This window comes from Bradyrhizobium sp. LTSP857, assembly GCF_000938285.1.
GTDB lineage: Bacteria > Pseudomonadota > Alphaproteobacteria > Rhizobiales > Xanthobacteraceae > Bradyrhizobium.
Map to the genome: position 1 here is coordinate 293,079 of NZ_JYMS01000019.1, position 15,650 is coordinate 308,728.

The following is a 15,650-nucleotide window of genomic DNA, read 5'->3' on the forward strand; positions in this document are numbered from 1 at the left end:
TCTAGGCTGCTTTCTTTTCCAGGCTGCTTTGCCATTCGCCTTTGGAAGCGAGGCCATTCATACGCGCGCGATGACTGAAAGCGTTTTGTCCAGCCGTAACGTTCTCGGCCTTGCCGGACCAGGCCTTTTGCGGCGCGGCTTGCAGCGCGCGGCCGTAGGAGAAGGTCAGGCCCCAGGGCAGCGGGCCGAGCTTGTGCATGGCGTTGAGATGCGCAGTTGCTTCCTCATCCGACTGCCCGCCGGAGAGGAAGGCGATGCCTGGCACTGCCGCCGGCACGCACGCCTTCAGCAGCCGCAACGTCTTCTCGGCGACCTCCTCGACGGAGGCCTGCTTTGCGCACTTCTTTCCGGAGATCGCCATGTTCGGCTTCAGCACCATACCTTCGAGCGCGACGCGCTGCACGCGCAATTCCTGGAACGTCTTGTTGAGCACGCGCTGCGTCACCTCATAGCAGCGGTCGATATCGTGATCGCCGTCCATCAGGACCTCCGGCTCGACGATCGGCACGATCTGCGCGGCCTGGCACAGCGCAGCATAGCGTGCCAGCGCGTGGGCGTTGACGCCGATCGCGGTCATCGAAGGGATACCGCTGCCGATGTCGATCACGGCACGCCATTTGGCGAAGCGCGCGCCGCGCTCGTAGTATTTCGTCAGGCGCTCGGCGAGCTTGTCGAGCCCGACGGTGACGAGCTCGCCCGGGCACATCGGCAAGGCTTGCGTGCCTTCGTCGACCTTGATGCCGGGGATGGCGCCGCTGCTCTCGATCAGCTTGACCAGCGGCGTGCCGTCCTTCGCGTCCTGCCAGATCGTCTCGTCATAGAGGATCACGCCGGAAATGTACTGGCTCATGGCGTCCTTCGACCGGAACAGCATCTCGCGATAGTCGCGGCGGCTACTTTCGGTCGATTCCACGCCGATCGCGTCAAACCGCTTCTTGATGGTGCCGGAGGATTCGTCGGCGGCAAGGAGGCCCTTGCCGGGGGCGACCATGGCGGTCGCGATCCTGTTGAGCTCAGTCAGATTCATCGAGAGGTCCTCCCAAAACGATTCTGCCTTGCCTGCGAAAATAGACCGTTCTCGGGCAATTGCCGAGTTAACGTTCGTCGCAAGGTAAAGCCGTACTCTGGCATTCCGGGATGCGCCAAAAGGCGCAGGCCCGGAATCCATAACCCCAGGCTGTGGTTATGGATTCTCAGATGCGCAATTGCGCATCATAGCCCACGCTTCGCGTGCCCGGAATGACGGGAGAGGGTGCGCGATCGCTAAGCGATCTTGGGGTCGAGCTCGCCCTTGGCGTAGCGCTTGGCCATGTCGGCGGGCGTCAGGACCTTCTTGAACTTGGAGGCCTGGCCTGCGGTATTGAACTCCTGGAGCCGCTGCTTGCACAGCTTGACCATGGCTTCCATGGCGGGCTTCAGGTACTTGCGCGGATCGAACTCTTCCGGATTGTCCTTCAGCACCTTCCGGATCTGGCCGGTCATCGCCATGCGGTTGTCGGTGTCGATGTTGATCTTGCGCACGCCGTTCTTGATGCCGCGCTGGATCTCGGCGACCGGCACGCCCCAGGTCGGTTTCATCTTGCCGCCATAGGCGTTGATGATGTCCTGGAGGTCCTGCGGCACCGACGACGAGCCGTGCATGACAAGGTGCGTGTTCGGCAGCTTGCGGTGAATCTCCTCGATCACCTTCATGGCGAGGATGTCGCCGTCCGGCTTGCGGGTGAACTTGTAGGCGCCATGCGAGGTGCCCATCGCGATCGCGAGCGCGTCGACCTGGGTCTCCTGGACGAACTTCACGGCCTCGTCCGGATTGGTCAGGAGCTGGTCGTGACTCAGCTTGCCCTCGGCGCCGTGGCCGTCTTCCTTGTCGCCCATGCCGGTCTCGAGCGAGCCGAGCACGCCGAGCTCGCCCTCGACCGAGATGCCGCCGAGATGGGCCATGTCGGTCACGGTCTTGGTGACGCCGACATTGTAGCCCCAGTCGCCGGGGGTCTTGCCGTCGGCCTTCAGCGAGCCGTCCATCATCACCGAGGTGAAGCCGGCCTGGATCGCGGTCATGCAGGTCGCCGGCTCGTTGCCGTGGTCGAGATGCACGCAGACCGGGATGTGCGGATAGATCTCGGTGACCGCGTCCATCATGTGCTTGAGCATGATGTCGTTGGCGTAGGAGCGTGCTCCGCGCGAGGCCTGGATGATGACGGGCGCATCGACCTGGTTGGCCGCGTCCATGATCGCCAGCGCCTGCTCCATGTTGTTGATGTTGAAGGCCGGTACGCCGTAATCGTGTTCCGCCGCATGATCGAGCAATTGACGCAACGTGATCCGAGCCATCTGTATCTTTCTCCCGTTTGGGCCAGTTCGGCCGCTATCTACTTGGTGCGCAAGACCTCGACACCGGGCAGGGGCTTGCCTTCCATCCATTCAAGAAATGCGCCACCTGCGGTCGAGACATAGGTGAATTGACCGGCCACATGGGCCTGGTTGAGGGCCGCGACCGTGTCGCCGCCGCCCGCGATCGAGATCAGCTTCTTGGCCTTGGTGCGCTCGGCGGCATGCTTGGCGGCCGCCATCGTGCCGCGGTCGAATGGCTGCATCTCGAAGGCGCCGAGTGGTCCGTTCCAGACCAGCGTGGCGGCATCGTCGATCGCGGCATGGATGCGGACGATCGATTGCGGGCCGACGTCGAGGATCATGCCGTCGGCCGGGATCGCATCGAGGCCGTAGGCATGCGACGGCGCGTTCGCCGCGAAATGATAGGCGACGGTGGCGTCGACCGGCAGGATGATGGCGCAATTGGCGGCCTCGGCCTTCTCCATGATGCGGAGTGCAGTGGGCGCAAGATCCTTCTCGGCCAGCGACTTGCCGACGCCAACGCCCTGGGCGTGCAGGAAGGTATTGGCCATGCCGCCGCCGATCACCAGCGCGTCGACCTTGGTGACGAGGTTTTCGAGCAGGTCGATCTTGGTCGAGACCTTTGCGCCGCCGATGATCGCGATGACCGGCTTGGTCGGCGACCCCAGCGCCTTCTCCAACGCCACCAGCTCGGCCTGCATGGTGCGGCCGGCATAGGCCGGCAGCTTGTGGCCTAGGCCTTCGGTCGAGGCGTGAGCGCGGTGCGCAGCCGAGAAGGCATCATTGACCCAGATGTCGCCGAGCTTTGCGAGCTCCGCGACGAACGCCGGATCGTTCTTCTCTTCCTCTTTGTGGAAGCGGGTGTTTTCGAGACAGAGGATGTCGCCGTCCTTCAACGCCGCCACAGCAGTCGCCGCGGGCTCGCCGATGCAATCATCGGCGAAGGCGACGGGCTTGTTCACGACCTTGGACAGCGCTTCGGCAACGGGCTTGAGCGAGTCCTTGGCATCGCGGCCCTTCGGTCGGCCGAAATGCGCCAGCAGAATGACCTTGCCGCCCTTGCCCGAGATTTCGGTGATGGTCGGCGCCACACGCTCGAGCCGGGTCGCGTCGCTGACGCGCCCATTGTCCATGGGCACGTTGAGATCGACGCGCAGCAGCACGCGCTTGCCCTTCACGTCGACGTCGTCGAGGGTGCGGAATGATTTCGTCATTGGAAGGCCCTTGTCCCGGGCGCACTGCGGCGCGTAGCGCCGCTGTGCAGAACCGGGACCCACCTTGCGGCGAGTCCCGCGGTTGAATGGGTCCCGGCTCTGCGACGCAGCGTTTCACGCTGCATCGCGTCCGGGACACGAGAGTAACGCTTAGATCACCTTCGACAGCGCGACGGCGGTGTCGGCCATGCGGTTCGAGAAGCCCCACTCGTTGTCGTACCAGGCCATCACGCGCACCAGCGTGCCGTTCTGCACCTTGGTCTGGTCCATGTGGAAGGTGGCCGAGTGCGGATCGTGATTGAAGTCGATCGAGACGTTGGGCGCGGTGGTGAAGCCGAGGATGCCCTTGAGCTGCTGCTCGGAGGCGCGCTTCATCGCCTCGTTGATTTCCTTCGGGTCGGTGGCGCGCTTGGCGACGATCTTGAGATCAATCACCGAGACGTTTGGGGTCGGCACGCGGATGGAGACGCCGTCGAGCTTGCCCTTCAGTTCCGGCAGCACCAGGCCGATCGCCTTGGCAGCACCCGTGGAGGTCGGGATCATCGACATCGCCGCCGCGCGGCCGCGATAGAGATCCTTGTGCATGGTGTCGAGCGTCGGCTGGTCGCCGGTATAGGCGTGGATCGTGGTCATGAAGCCGGTCTCGATGCCGACGGTATCGTTCAGGACCTTGGCAACCGGCGCGAGGCAGTTGGTGGTGCAGGAGCCGTTGGAGACGACGAGATGCTCCTTGGTCAGCACGTGGTGATTGACGCCGTAGACGATGGTGGCGTCGGCGCCGTCGGCGGGCGCCGAGACCAGCACGCGCTTGGCGCCGGCGGTCAGATGCGCGGAGGCCTTGTCCTTCGAGGTGAAGATGCCGGTGCACTCCATCGCGATGTCGACGCCGAGATCCTTCCAGGGCAGCTTCGAGGGATCGCGCTCGGCGGTCACCTTGATCTTGTTGCCACCGAGGCTGATCGAGTCACCATCGACGGTCACTGTGCCGGGGAAACGGCCGTGAACGGAATCGAAGCGGAGCAGATGGGCGTTGGTCTCGACCGGGCCGAGGTCGTTGATGCCGACCACCTCGATGTCCTTGCGGCCGGACTCTGCGATCGCCCGCAGGACGTTGCGACCGATGCGGCCAAAACCGTTGATTCCAACGCGGACTACCATCTTTCGTCTCCTTCAATGACCGTTGTCATCCCGCCGGACGCGCGGCTAACGCGTCAGCGAGGGTTTTTTAGGGCGGACGCCCGGTTCGGCCGGGCGGAGCTTGATCATATGAGGAATTACGTAGTCCTTTTTTTTGGCAAGCTCAACTCTCAGGAAACGCGCTTCAGGACAGCGTTAACCGCGGCCTCGGCGGTAATGCCGAAGTGCTTGTAAAGGTCCTTGGCCGGCGCGCTCGCGCCGAAGGAATGCATGCCGATAAATTCGCCATCCTGGCCGATCACGGCATCCCAGCCCCAGCGCACGGCGGCCTCGATCGCGACCTTCACCGGGGCGTTGCCGATGATGGCGGCGCGCTTGGCCTCTGGTTGCGCTAACAACAGCTCGAGCGAGGGCACCGAGACCACCCGCGACGCGATGCCGCGCTCGGCGAGCTGCTTCTGGGCGGCGACCGCAATCTCGACCTCGGAGCCCGAGGCGAACAGCGATACTTTGGCCTCGCCTTGGGCCGCGACCAGCTCGTAGGCGCCTTGCTGGCAAGGGCTTTCGTTCGGCGCATTGGTGCGGAGCTGCGGCAGGTTCTGCCGTGTCAGGACGAGGACTGTCGGCCCGTCGATGCGATTGAGAGCGAGTTCCCAGCACTCGGCAACCTCGATGGAATCGCAGGGGCGGAACACGCGCATGTTGGGAATGGCGCGAAGTGCTGCGAGATGCTCGACCGGCTGATGGGTCGGGCCGTCTTCACCGAGCCCGATGGAATCATGCGTCATCACATAGACGACGCCGGCGCCCATCAGCGCGGCGAGGCGCATCGCCGGCCGCGCATAGTCGGTGAACACCAGGAAGGTCGCGCCGTTCGGCGCGAAGCCGCCGTGCAGGAAGATGCCGTTCATGGCGGCACACATGCCGTGCTCGCGGATGCCGTAATGGATGAAGCGGCCCTTCGGCGTCTTGGCCGAGAAGCCGGTCGCCGACTTCGCCTTGTTGTTGTTGGAGCCGGTGAGGTCGGCCGAGCCGGCCAGGAATTCCATCGGCATGGCGCCAGCAATGACTTCGATCACGGCTTCCGACGATTTGCGGGTCGCCGCAGTCATCGGCTTTTCCAAGAGCTCCTTCTTGTAGGCGCGCACCGCCTTTGCGAGCGCGGCCGGACGCTCATGGCGCAGGCGGCGCTCGAACTCGGCGCGCTTGCGGCTGCCGAGCTCACCGAGCCGTCCCTCCCATTCCTGCCGTGCGGCTACGCCGCGGCTGCCTGCTGCGCGCCAGGCCTCGAGCACGTCGTCCGGCACCGAGAACGGCTCGAGCGAGATGCCGAGATTTTCCTTGGCCGCCTTGAGCTCGTCGGCGCCGAGCGCCTCGCCATGCGCCTTCGCGGTGCCGGCCTTGTGCGGCGCGCCGTAGCCGATGGTGGTGCGGCAGGCGATCAGCGTCGGCTTGCTGGATTTCTTGGCGCGGGTGATGGCGGCTGCGATCGCGGCCTGGTCCTGGCCGTCGATCTTCTCGGCGGCCCAGCCGCAAGCCTTGAATCGCTTCACCTGGTCGACGGAATCGGAGATCGAGGTCGGGCCGTCGATCGAGATGCCGTTGTCGTCGTACAGCACGATCATCTTGTTGAGCTTCCAGTGCCCGGCCATCGCGATCGCTTCCTGCGACACGCCCTCCATCAGGTCGCCGTCGGAGGCGATCACATAGGTGTGGTGGTCGACGATCTTCTTGCCGAACTCGGCGGCGAGCATCTTCTCGGCGAGCGCCATGCCGACCGCAGTGGAGATGCCCTGGCCGAGCGGGCCGGTGGTGGTCTCGATGCCCTTGGTGTGGAAGTTCTCGGGGTGGCCGGGCGTCAGCGAGCCGAGCTGGCGGAACTGCTTGAGCTGGTCCAGCGTCATGTCCGCATTGCCGGTGAGATACAGCAGCGCATAGAGCAGCATCGAGCCGTGGCCGGCGGAGAGCACGAAGCGGTCGCGGTCGGGCCAGTCAATTGCGGCGGCGTCGAATTTCAAGAACTGCGTGAACAGCACCGTGGCCATGTCGGCGGCGCCCATCGGCAGGCCAGGATGGCCGGACTTCGCCTTCTCGACGGCATCCATTGCGAGGCCGCGGATCGCGTTGGCCATACGGGTGTGGTCGACCTGCGTCATGTCTGAAATCCGTCTGAAATGAGGCGCTTGGCGACGGTGTACGCCCGCGCGGGAAGGAGCCTTTCGGCCACTGGAGGTCGGGGCTGAAATAGCACCTCGGTTCCGGGAGTCCAAGGCAATCAAACGCTGGTTTGGCCGTAAAAGTTGCTTAGCAGTGCATAGTTTCGCGGCGGCGTTGCGCTTCGCTAGCTTGCCACGTAAATTTCTGCTTCTAACCGCTTGCCGAACCGAGTCTTTTGCCGGCCGGCAAGCCCGGATTCAAAGGCCACAAGGTCCGCCGCTGACTGCATGAACGATCGCGTTTCCAACAGTTCCGCCATGACGGAGTCCTCGGCCGTCGAGATCGAGATTGCGACCCGCAGGCTCATGGCGGCGCTCGACTCGCTCGAGAGCGCGGTCGAGCGGCGGCGCGATGCCGATCGCGACGAGAACGAGCTTGCGACGCGAATCCAGGCGCTGGGCGCGGACCGCTCGCGGCTTGCCGACGAGCTCGACGGCGCGCTGGTGAAGGCGCGCAAGCTCGAGCGCACCAACCGCGAGATCTCCGATCGGCTGGATTCCGCGATCGTCACGATACGCTCGGTACTTGATACCGGAGAGGATGGATGAGCCACATCAACGTCACCATCAACGGCCGGCAATACCGCATGGCCTGCGAGGAGGGCCAGGAGGTGCGGCTGCTGAAGCTCGCCGAAAGCCTGGAGACACGGATCCAGTCGCTGCGCGGAAAATTCGGCGAGATCGGCGATGCGCGGCTCACCGTGATGGCGGCGCTGACCGTCTGCGACGAGCTGCTGGACGCCGGCAACCGCATCCGCACCATGGAGCAGGAGATGGGCGAGCTGCGGGATTTCCGCAATGCCGCCGTCGAGCGCGCCCGGATGACCCAGACCGCGGTGGTGAATGCGCTGAACTCTGCCGCCGAGCGCATCGAGAAGTCGACCCAGGTCCTGAACCGGACCGTCGGCAACGGGATCGCCATCGGCTGACCGTTCACCGGGCTGGTGATTCGTCAGTATCGTTGTTACATTGGCCAGGCGAGGCTGCGACGCGCGTCCGGAGCCATATATCCCCGGGGCCTTATCGATCCTTTAGGGAACTGTCCCTGGCCGGGCCCGTGGGCCCGGACATATGGTGCCCACCTACTTTCGTAGGGAACTCCGGGATCGCCGCTTCAACGGCGTTTGCGGCTTCGCACTTTGTTTTCTTCCGGTTCGTGCCTGTCGAAATTGCGTCCCCGGCATGCTTACGGTTCAATTTCGGTGTCATGCCCCGCGCAGGCGGGGCATCCAGTACGCCGCGGCGTTCGAGTGTGAACACCATCGCCTCTGGAATACTGGATCACCCGCCTTCGCGGGTGATGACGACGGAGACCCAGCGCATGTCCAACTCCAAAGCCGAACTCCGCGCCAAAGCCCTCGCTAAACGCGACGCGCTGAGCGAGAAGAAGCGCACCGCCTCCGCCACCAAGCTCGCCAAGCGCGGGCTGCCGTTCAAGCTCCTGCCGGGCAGCATCGTCTCCGGCTATTCGCCGATCCGCAGCGAGATCGACCCCGTGCCGCTAATGAGGATGCTCGCCGAGGAGGGCGCGCGGCTTGCGCTGCCTTGCGTCACCGCACGCGGCCAGGCGCTGGTCTTCCGCATCTGGCATCCGAATGACCGGCTGATGCTCGGCCCGCTCGGGATTCCCGAACCGTCGCCGGCAGCGGCCGAGATCATCCCGGACATCATGCTGACGCCGCTCGCGGCCTTCGACCGGCTCGGCCATCGCATCGGCTACGGCGCGGGGCATTACGATTTCACCTTCGCGCACCTGCGCAAGACCAAGCAGATCGTCGGGATCGGGCTTGCTTTTGCAGCGCAAGAGATCGAAGCCGTTCCGGCACTATCCCACGACGTCGCGCTGGATTATGTGCTAACGGAATCGGACGTGTTTGATTTCCGGAGCTCTGAAGTTGCGCATTCTCTTCGTGGGTGATGTCGTCGGCCGTGCGGGACGCAATGCCATCGCCGAATATCTGCCCGGCATGGTCAAGGACTGGTCGCTCGATTTCGTCGTCGTCAACGGCGAGAATTCCGCCGGCGGCTTTGGCATCACGGAAGCGATCTACCAGGAGTTTCTCGACGCCGGCGCCGACGCGGTGACGCTCGGCAACCATTCCTGGGACCAGCGCGAGGCGCTGGTGTTCATCGAGCGCGCCGAGCGCCTGGTGCGGCCCGCAAACTATCCGCGCGGCACGCCCGGCCGTGGAGCTGCGCTGGTCGAGACCAAGAACGGCAAGCATGCGCTCGTCGTCAACGCGCTTGGCCGCGTCTTCATGACGCCGTTCGACGATCCCTTCGCAGCACTCGAGCGCGAGCTCGGCGCCTGCCCGCTCGGCATTGCGGCGGACGCGATCGTCGTCGATTTCCATTGCGAGGCGACCAGCGAGAAGCAGGGCATCGGCTTCTTCTGCGACGGCCGCGCCAGCCTCGTCGTCGGCACCCACACCCATGTGCCGACCGCCGACCACCAGATCCTCACCGGCGGCACCGCCTACATGACCGACGCCGGCATGACCGGCGACTACGACTCCATCATCGGCATGCAGAAGGAAGAGCCGCTGCGGCGGTTCACGTCGGGGATTCCGTCGGGGAGGTTCGAGCCGGCAGCGGGTGTCGCGACGCTCAGTGGCGTGGCTGTGGAAACGGACGACGCGACGGGCCTCGCGCTGCGGATCGCGCCGGTGCGCGCAGGTGGCCGGCTGGAGCCGGCGACGCCGAAGTTCTGGTTGAGCTGAACGGCGCAGCCACACATTCAGTGTCGTCCCGGCGAAGGCCGGGACCCATAACCACAGGCAGTAGTTTGGCGAAGACTGGTTGTTTCGGGACTGGCGCCGTCCTCAATCGATAGATCACGCGGTATGGGTCCCGGCCTTCGCCGGGACGACGATAATCACTCCGCCGTCTGCTCCCGCAGCTCCGCGACATCCTTTGCCGTGAGCTTCGAGCCCTTCGTCCCAAACCGCGCCGTCACGTAGTTCGCCACGGCTGCGATCTCGTCGTCGCTATACGCATTGCCGAACGCCGGCATCGAGAGTGCGCTGTCGGGCGTGTGGCGCTTGGTGCCGGAGAGCACGATCTGCGCGACGTTGGTGGCGGCGGGGTCGTTGACGGCCCAGGTGCCGGTCAGCGTCGCCATCGGCGACACCGGGCTTTCGCCGCTCCAGCCGTGGCAGCTGGCGCAGGCGCTGGCGAACACCTTCTTGCCGCGGGCATCCGCCGTCACGCCGTCCTTGTGCGAGGCGGGCGCGATCGGCGCGGTGCCGGCCGGAAGGTCGGGCGAGGGCACCGGCGGCACGCTGCGCAGATACGCAACGATGCCGCGGATGTCTTCGGGGGCGAACTGGCTGAAGCTGTGGTCGACGGCTTCGCCCATCGGACCCGAGGCCGAGCCATGGCCCGGCGCGTGGCCGAGCGACAGATAGGCGATCAGATCCTCGTCGCGCCAATTGCCGAGACCGGTCGCCTTGTCGGAGGAGATGTTGAAGGCGTGCCAGCCGGCGGTGATGGCGCCGGCGAACTTCTTGCGGTTGTCGAGCGCAAAGCCGAGATTGCGCGGCGTGTGGCACTCGCCGCAATGCGCCAGCGCTTCGGCGAGATACGCGCCGCGATTCCACTCCGGGCTCTTCGAGGCATCAGGCGCAAAGCGCGTGTCCGGATTGAACACGGCCGACCAGAACATCATCGCCCAGCGCTGGTTGAACGGGAACGACAGCGTGTTCTCCGGCGCCTTTGCGGCCACCGCCGGCAGGCTGAACAGATAGGCCTTCACCGTCAGCACGTCCTCGTCGGTCATGAAAGTGTAGGACGTGTACGGCATTGCCGGGTAGAGCCGCGCGCCGTCATGGCGCTTGCCATGCTGGACCGCGTTGAGGAAATCCTGGTCGCTGTAATTGCCGATGCCGGTGTCCTTGTCCGGCGTGATGTTGGTCGAATAGAGCGTGCCGAACGGCAGCTTGAAGCCGAGCCCGCCGGAGTATTCCTTGTCGCCGGGCTTGGTATGGCAGACCATGCAGTCGGCCGCTTTCGCCAGATATTCACCGCGTTCGACCAGGCTCGCCTTCTCCAGCGAAGCCGGCACGCCTGTCGGCTTGCCGGCGCGATAATCCGCCAGTGCCACCTTGGTGCCGCCGGCGAAATCGAGCGGGCCGGGCCCGCGGATGATCCAGACGCCGAGCGCCACCGCGACGATGGCGATCACGACCAGGCTTGCGAGGATGCGCATTGTCTTGCTCATGCCTTCCTCCCGGCAGCCAGGAGTTTGCGGTCGATCGGCAGGCGCCGCAGCGCCACGCCGGTTGCGGCGTAAATCGCGTTGCGCAGCGCCGGCGGTCCGGCGTTGACGCCGGCCTCACCGATGCCGCCGGGCGCTTCGCCGCTCTTGACCACGGTGACGTCGATCTTCGGCGTCTCGTTGATGCGCATCATGCGGTAGTCGTGGAAGTTCGACTGCTGCACGCGACCCTTGTCGATGGTGATTTCGCCATAGAGTGCGGCGGTGAGGCCGAAAATCAATCCGCCCTCGATCTGCGCCTTTACCGTATCGGGGTTGACGGCGATGCCGGTGTCGACGACCGAGGTGATGCGGCGGAGCACGATCTCGCCGATGTCGTCGATCTCCGCTTCCACCACGGTCGCGATGAAGCTCGCGAATGACGGCTGTACGCAAACGCCGCGGCCGACGCGCGCCGGCAGCGGCTGGCCCCAGCCGGATTTTTCAGCCACTTGGTTGAGCACGGAGAGCATGCGCGGGTTCTTGGTCAGCATGGACTTCCGGAAGTCGATCGGATCCTTGCCGGCTTTGCGCGCCAGCTCATCCATCGCGCATTCGATGGCGAACACGTTGTTGTTCGGACCGACGCCACGCCAGAAGCCGGTCGGCACCGCCGGCGGTTCAGCACGGACATATTCGACGTGGAAGTTGGCGAAGTCGTAGGGCGCATCGACCGCGGCATCGATCGCGTCGATGTCGATGCCCTTCTGGAACGCCGGCGGCAGCCAGCGCGCCAGGATCGCCGAGCCCGCGATCTTGTACTTCCAGGCCGCGACCTTGCCGTCGACCAGCGTTGCCGTGACCTGGTCGCGATAGACCGGGCGGTAGACGTCGTGCTGGATGTCCTCCTCGCGGGTCCATATCACCTTGACGGGATAGTCGACCTGCCTGGCGATCTTCACCGCCGCGACCACCATGTCCGGCTCGAGCTTGCGCCCAAAGCCGCCGCCGAGCAGGTGCTGGTTGACGATCACCTTGTCAGCGGGAACGCCGGCCGCCTTCGCGGCCTCCGATTGCACGCGCGTCATGATCTGCGTGCCGGTCCAGATCTCGCAGGCATCCGGCCTGACGTGGACGGTGGCGTTGATCGGCTCCATCGAGGCGTGCGCGAGGAACGGCAGTTCGAAGCTTGCCTCGAACTTGTCGCCGGTTGCGAGCGCCTTGGCGATGTCGCCGGTGGACTTCGCGACCACTCCATCCTTGGCGCTGGCATCGCGCAGGTCCTGCCAGATGTCTTTGGTACTGATCCCTGCGTGCGGGCCTTCGTTCCACTCGATCTTGAGCGCTTCGAGACCTTTCTTTGCCGCCCACATGTGATCACCGATCACGGCGACGGCGTCGTCGAGCACGACAACCTTGCGCACGCCGGCAACTTTCATCGCGGCGCTGTCGTCGACCTTCCCGACCTTGCCGCCGAATACCGGGCAATTGGCTATCGCGGCGATCTTCATCCCGGGCAGGATCGCGTCGATGCCGTAGAGCGCCTTGCCGTTGACCTTGTCCGGCGTGTCGAGTCGCTTCAGCGGCTGGCCGATGAGGACGAAGTCCTTGGGGTCCTTGACCGCGGCGTCCTTGGGCGGCGTCTGGCCCTGCGCGGCGAGCGCCAACTCGCCATAGCCGAGCTTGCGGCCGCTTGCGGCATGCGCGACCTCGCCCTTTGATGCCGTGCAGCTTGCGGCGTCAACGCCCCATTGGCTGGCCGCGGCCTGCACCAGCATCGCGCGCGCGGTGGCGCCGGCCTTGCGCAGCGGCATCCACCATGCGCGGATCGAGTTGGAGTTGCCGGTGACCTGGAGGCCGAAGGTCGGATTGGCGTAGAGCTTGTCGTTGGGCGGGGCGTGCTGCACCTCGACCTTGCTCCAGTCGGCGTCGAGCTCCTCGGCGAGCACCGCCGAGATCGAGGTGTAGGTGCCCTGGCCCATTTCGACCTGCGGCATCATGAGAACGGTGCGGCCGGTCTCGTCGATGCGGATGAAGGCGTTGGGTGCGAACTTGCCGTCGGTCGCATCGCGCTGAACCGGCTCGTTGACGGCGGCGCGCAACGGCAGATGGAAGGCAAGCAGGAAACCGGTGGCGAGACCGCCGGTCAGCAGCGTGCGGCGGGAAACGTTCGGAAGAGTCTTCTCTGTGATCATAGCGGGCCTCACGACTGACGGCCGGAGGCGGCCAGCTTGATGGCCTCGCGGATGCGCACATAGGTGCCGCAGCGGCAAATGTTGCCGGCCATCGCGGCGTCGATGTCGGAATCGTCAGGGTTGGGCGTTGCCGCCAGCAACGCCGCGGCCGACATGATCTGGCCGGACTGGCAATAGCCGCACTGGATCACTTCGGCATCGAGCCAGGCCTTCTGGACCTTCGCGCCCGACGGCGTGGTGCCGACATGTTCGATGGTGGTGATCGCGCGGTTTGCGACCGCGCTGACCGGCAGCACGCAGGAGCGCACGGCCTTGCCGTCGACATGCACCGTGCAGGCGCCGCATTGCGCGATGCCGCAGCCGAATTTGGTGCCGGTCATCCCCAGGATGTCGCGCAGCACCCAGAGCAGCGGCATTTCGGGCGGCGCATCGAAGGATTTCGTCTCGCCGTTGATGGTGAGAACAGTTGCCATATGCATCTCCTTGCCTGGCGATCGCTTACGGCGATCAGGTCGGCGAATTGGCGCGACCACAATTATACCGATGCAAACGATGAAGCATCGAAATTTCAGCAATGCATATTTGCGCGACTGACGCGTCAGGCCATGACGTTCACGACTTTGTGCGGCGCTACGTGCTACGCTTTTGGGCTAATTGAGATGATAATCGTCATGTTTTGACGCGTTTTCGTCAGATGCGCTGGTGACGGCCGCAGATGATCGTGCGAATGCGCAAAATCATGCGATGACGAAATTCGTGCGATTGGGAAAGTCGGGCGCGGGCGAGGACATTGCGCCTGACGGGATCAATCGCAATGACGCAAAAAAGCCAACGTGCCCGACGATGGCATCGTGCTCCTGTTTTGCCCGACGGAGCAACGGCTTTACCAGGCGCCTGTAGCGTGATGGGTTGAAGTCTGGTCGAGTTCGGCCGACGGCACAGCTCTTTCCGTTCCCTTTCACCGCCTAAGCCCCCTGGTGAGGAACCTTCCACCGCCCGACATGCGTTTGATCGTCCCGAAGGGGCGCTCAACGGTACATCGTCGGATCGTCATCAAGCTGGGGTCGGCGCAAATTCTCGCCTCCATTCGGTCCAGAGCGCCCAGATCGACCAACCTATGGATGGTGCGCTGGACACCGGGCGTACATCGCGGCTTCAACCTGCAGCTCGGGCAGGCCGACGTGCGATATCGGATCGCCCGGTTCCGGGTGTGTAGACCAGACGGACGAAGGGTCTCTCCGGCCGGACAGCGGATGGTGTCGCAAGCGTCGCCGGCGACCTGCTGCGCGTTAGAGCGTTTCCTTGATTAATTGAATCGAGAGGGATTCCTTCAGAGGTCGGTTTATGATTCAAGATGCTGGCTGGATTGGAGGCCAGCATCAGATGGTCCGACCTCTTTCGAATGATCTTCGGGTCAGGGCGGTGGCGGCAGTCGAGGCCGGAGATAGCTGCCGGGCGGTGGCGAGCCGTTTTGGGGTTGCGGTGTCGTCGGTCGTGAAGTGGTGCCAGCGCCAGCGCGCGACCGGCTCAGTGGCACCGGGCAAGATGGGCGGTCATCGCAAGCCGGTTTTGGAGCCGCATCGGGCATTCATCGTCGAGCGGCTCAAGCAGACGCCGCATCTGACGCTGCACCAGTTGAAGGACGAACTCGTCGCGCAAGGCATCAAGGTCTCGCACAACGCGGTGTGGATGTTTCTGCGGCGCGAAGGCCTGCGGTTTAAAAAAAACACTGTTCGCCCTTGAGCAGGGCCGAACTGACGTGGCGCGCCGGCGGCAGCGCTGGCATGGCTTCCAGGCTCGCCTTGACCCGCAGCGGCTGGTGTTCATCGACGAGACCTGGATCAAGACCAACATGGCTCCGCTGCGTGGCTGGGGGCCAAAAGGCGAGCGGTTGCGGGGCTTCGCGCCGCACGGCCATTGGCGCACCATGACCTTCCTGGGTGCGTTACGCTGCGATCGGCTCGCCGCCCCTTGCGTGTTCGACGGTCCGATCAACGGCGACAGCTTCCGCGCCTATGTCGAGCATCAGCTCGTCCCGGTGCTGAAGCGAGGCGACATCGTCGTCATGGACAATCTGGGAAGCCACAAATCCGCAGCGGTGCGCCGCCTCATTGCCGACGCCGGCGCAAGGCTCTGGTATCTGCCGCCATACTCGCCCGACCTCAACCCGATCGAGCAGGCGTTCGCCAAGATCAAGCACTGCATGCGTGTCGCACAAAAACGCACCGTCGAAGAGACATGGCGTCATATCGGCCATCTCGTCGGCACCTTCAATCCCCGCGAATGCAGCAACTACTTCGCTAATGCAGGATACGCTTCAATCAAAATGTGAAACGCTCTA

The 15,650-nt window shown here is 64.5% G+C and carries 15 protein-coding genes and 1 other RNA gene; 6 read left to right on the forward strand and 10 right to left on the reverse strand.

Annotated elements, in window-relative coordinates; all coding sequences use genetic code 11:
• Position 1 precedes the first annotated feature (1 nt).
• The 6 genes from UP06_RS11155 to UP06_RS42410 form a co-directional block, all read right to left on the reverse strand.
• The gene (locus UP06_RS11155) at positions 2 to 1,027 is read right to left on the reverse strand and encodes a class I fructose-bisphosphate aldolase (protein ID WP_045002581.1); all 1,026 of its coding nucleotides are present in this window, start codon (positions 1,025 to 1,027) and stop codon (positions 2 to 4) included.
• Between the two features lie 236 nt (positions 1,028 to 1,263).
• Positions 1,264 to 2,331, reverse strand: a complete 1,068-nt coding sequence (gene fba / locus UP06_RS11160) for a class II fructose-bisphosphate aldolase (protein WP_045002582.1) — start codon at positions 2,329 to 2,331, stop codon at positions 1,264 to 1,266.
• Between the two features lie 38 nt (positions 2,332 to 2,369).
• Positions 2,370 to 3,566, reverse strand: a complete 1,197-nt coding sequence (locus UP06_RS11165) for a phosphoglycerate kinase (protein WP_045002583.1) — start codon at positions 3,564 to 3,566, stop codon at positions 2,370 to 2,372.
• Between the two features lie 150 nt (positions 3,567 to 3,716).
• Entirely contained in the window at positions 3,717 to 4,724 is a 1,008-nt protein-coding gene (gene gap / locus UP06_RS11170) for a type I glyceraldehyde-3-phosphate dehydrogenase (protein ID WP_045002585.1), read from the reverse strand.
• Between the two features lie 149 nt (positions 4,725 to 4,873).
• On the reverse strand, positions 4,874 to 6,859 hold the full coding sequence (gene tkt, locus UP06_RS11175; RefSeq protein WP_045002586.1) for a transketolase: 1,986 nt from the start codon (positions 6,857 to 6,859) through the stop codon (positions 4,874 to 4,876).
• 185 nt (positions 6,860 to 7,044) lie between these two features.
• Entirely contained in the window at positions 7,045 to 7,179 is a 135-nt protein-coding gene (locus tag UP06_RS42410) for a hypothetical protein (protein WP_283806023.1), read from the reverse strand.
• Between UP06_RS42410 and UP06_RS11180 the strand changes: the two genes are divergently transcribed.
• The 5 genes from UP06_RS11180 to UP06_RS11195 all read left to right on the forward strand — a co-directional run bounded on the left by UP06_RS11180 (position 7,148) and on the right by UP06_RS11195 (position 9,639).
• Entirely contained in the window at positions 7,148 to 7,468 is a 321-nt protein-coding gene (locus UP06_RS11180; protein ID WP_045002587.1) for a DUF4164 domain-containing protein, read from the forward strand. The two genes, UP06_RS42410 and UP06_RS11180, sit on opposite strands and share 32 nt — an antisense overlap.
• The gene (locus tag UP06_RS11185; RefSeq protein WP_045002588.1) at positions 7,465 to 7,848 is read left to right on the forward strand and encodes a cell division protein ZapA; all 384 of its coding nucleotides are present in this window, start codon (positions 7,465 to 7,467) and stop codon (positions 7,846 to 7,848) included. Before UP06_RS11180 ends, UP06_RS11185 begins: the two co-directional genes overlap by 4 nt.
• A gap of 48 nt (positions 7,849 to 7,896) precedes the next feature.
• Positions 7,897 to 8,056, forward strand: a non-coding RNA gene (gene ssrS, locus UP06_RS39435) — 6S RNA.
• Positions 8,057 to 8,240: 184 nt separating this feature from the next.
• Entirely contained in the window at positions 8,241 to 8,837 is a 597-nt protein-coding gene (locus tag UP06_RS11190; RefSeq protein WP_045002633.1) for a 5-formyltetrahydrofolate cyclo-ligase, read from the forward strand.
• Positions 8,815 to 9,639, forward strand: coding sequence for a TIGR00282 family metallophosphoesterase (locus UP06_RS11195; protein WP_045002589.1), 825 nt, complete (start codon positions 8,815 to 8,817; stop codon positions 9,637 to 9,639). The genes UP06_RS11190 and UP06_RS11195 overlap by 23 nt, the downstream gene beginning before the upstream one ends.
• Positions 9,640 to 9,794: 155 nt before the next feature.
• On the opposite strand, the gene UP06_RS11200 is transcribed toward UP06_RS11195, so the two are convergent.
• The 4 genes from UP06_RS11200 to UP06_RS42530 all read right to left on the reverse strand — a co-directional run bounded on the left by UP06_RS11200 (position 9,795) and on the right by UP06_RS42530 (position 14,564).
• Positions 9,795 to 11,138 carry a c-type cytochrome gene (locus UP06_RS11200; RefSeq protein ID WP_045002590.1) on the reverse strand — a complete coding sequence of 448 codons (1,344 nt, stop codon included), beginning with the start codon at positions 11,136 to 11,138 and terminating at the stop codon, positions 9,795 to 9,797.
• Positions 11,135 to 13,309 (reverse strand): xanthine dehydrogenase family protein molybdopterin-binding subunit, encoded by a 2,175-nt coding sequence (locus UP06_RS11205; RefSeq protein ID WP_045002634.1) that lies wholly within the window; start codon positions 13,307 to 13,309, stop codon positions 11,135 to 11,137. Before UP06_RS11205 ends, UP06_RS11200 begins: the two co-directional genes overlap by 4 nt.
• Positions 13,310 to 13,317: 8 nt before the next feature.
• Complete coding sequence (locus UP06_RS11210) at positions 13,318 to 13,782, reverse strand: (2Fe-2S)-binding protein (protein WP_197087180.1); 465 nt, start codon at positions 13,780 to 13,782, stop codon at positions 13,318 to 13,320.
• A gap of 485 nt (positions 13,783 to 14,267) precedes the next feature.
• Positions 14,268 to 14,564 (reverse strand): transposase, encoded by a 297-nt coding sequence (locus UP06_RS42530; protein ID WP_349509930.1) that lies wholly within the window; start codon positions 14,562 to 14,564, stop codon positions 14,268 to 14,270.
• A gap of 128 nt (positions 14,565 to 14,692) precedes the next feature.
• Between UP06_RS42530 and UP06_RS39730 the strand changes: the two genes are divergently transcribed.
• Positions 14,693 to 15,641 (forward strand): IS630 family transposase gene (locus tag UP06_RS39730; protein WP_156162900.1). Its coding sequence is split into 2 segments (ribosomal slippage): positions 14,693 to 15,028 and positions 15,030 to 15,641, totalling 948 coding nucleotides; the frame shifts between segments, so codons are not numbered across the junction.
• The last annotated feature ends 9 nt before the right edge of the window (positions 15,642 to 15,650 follow it).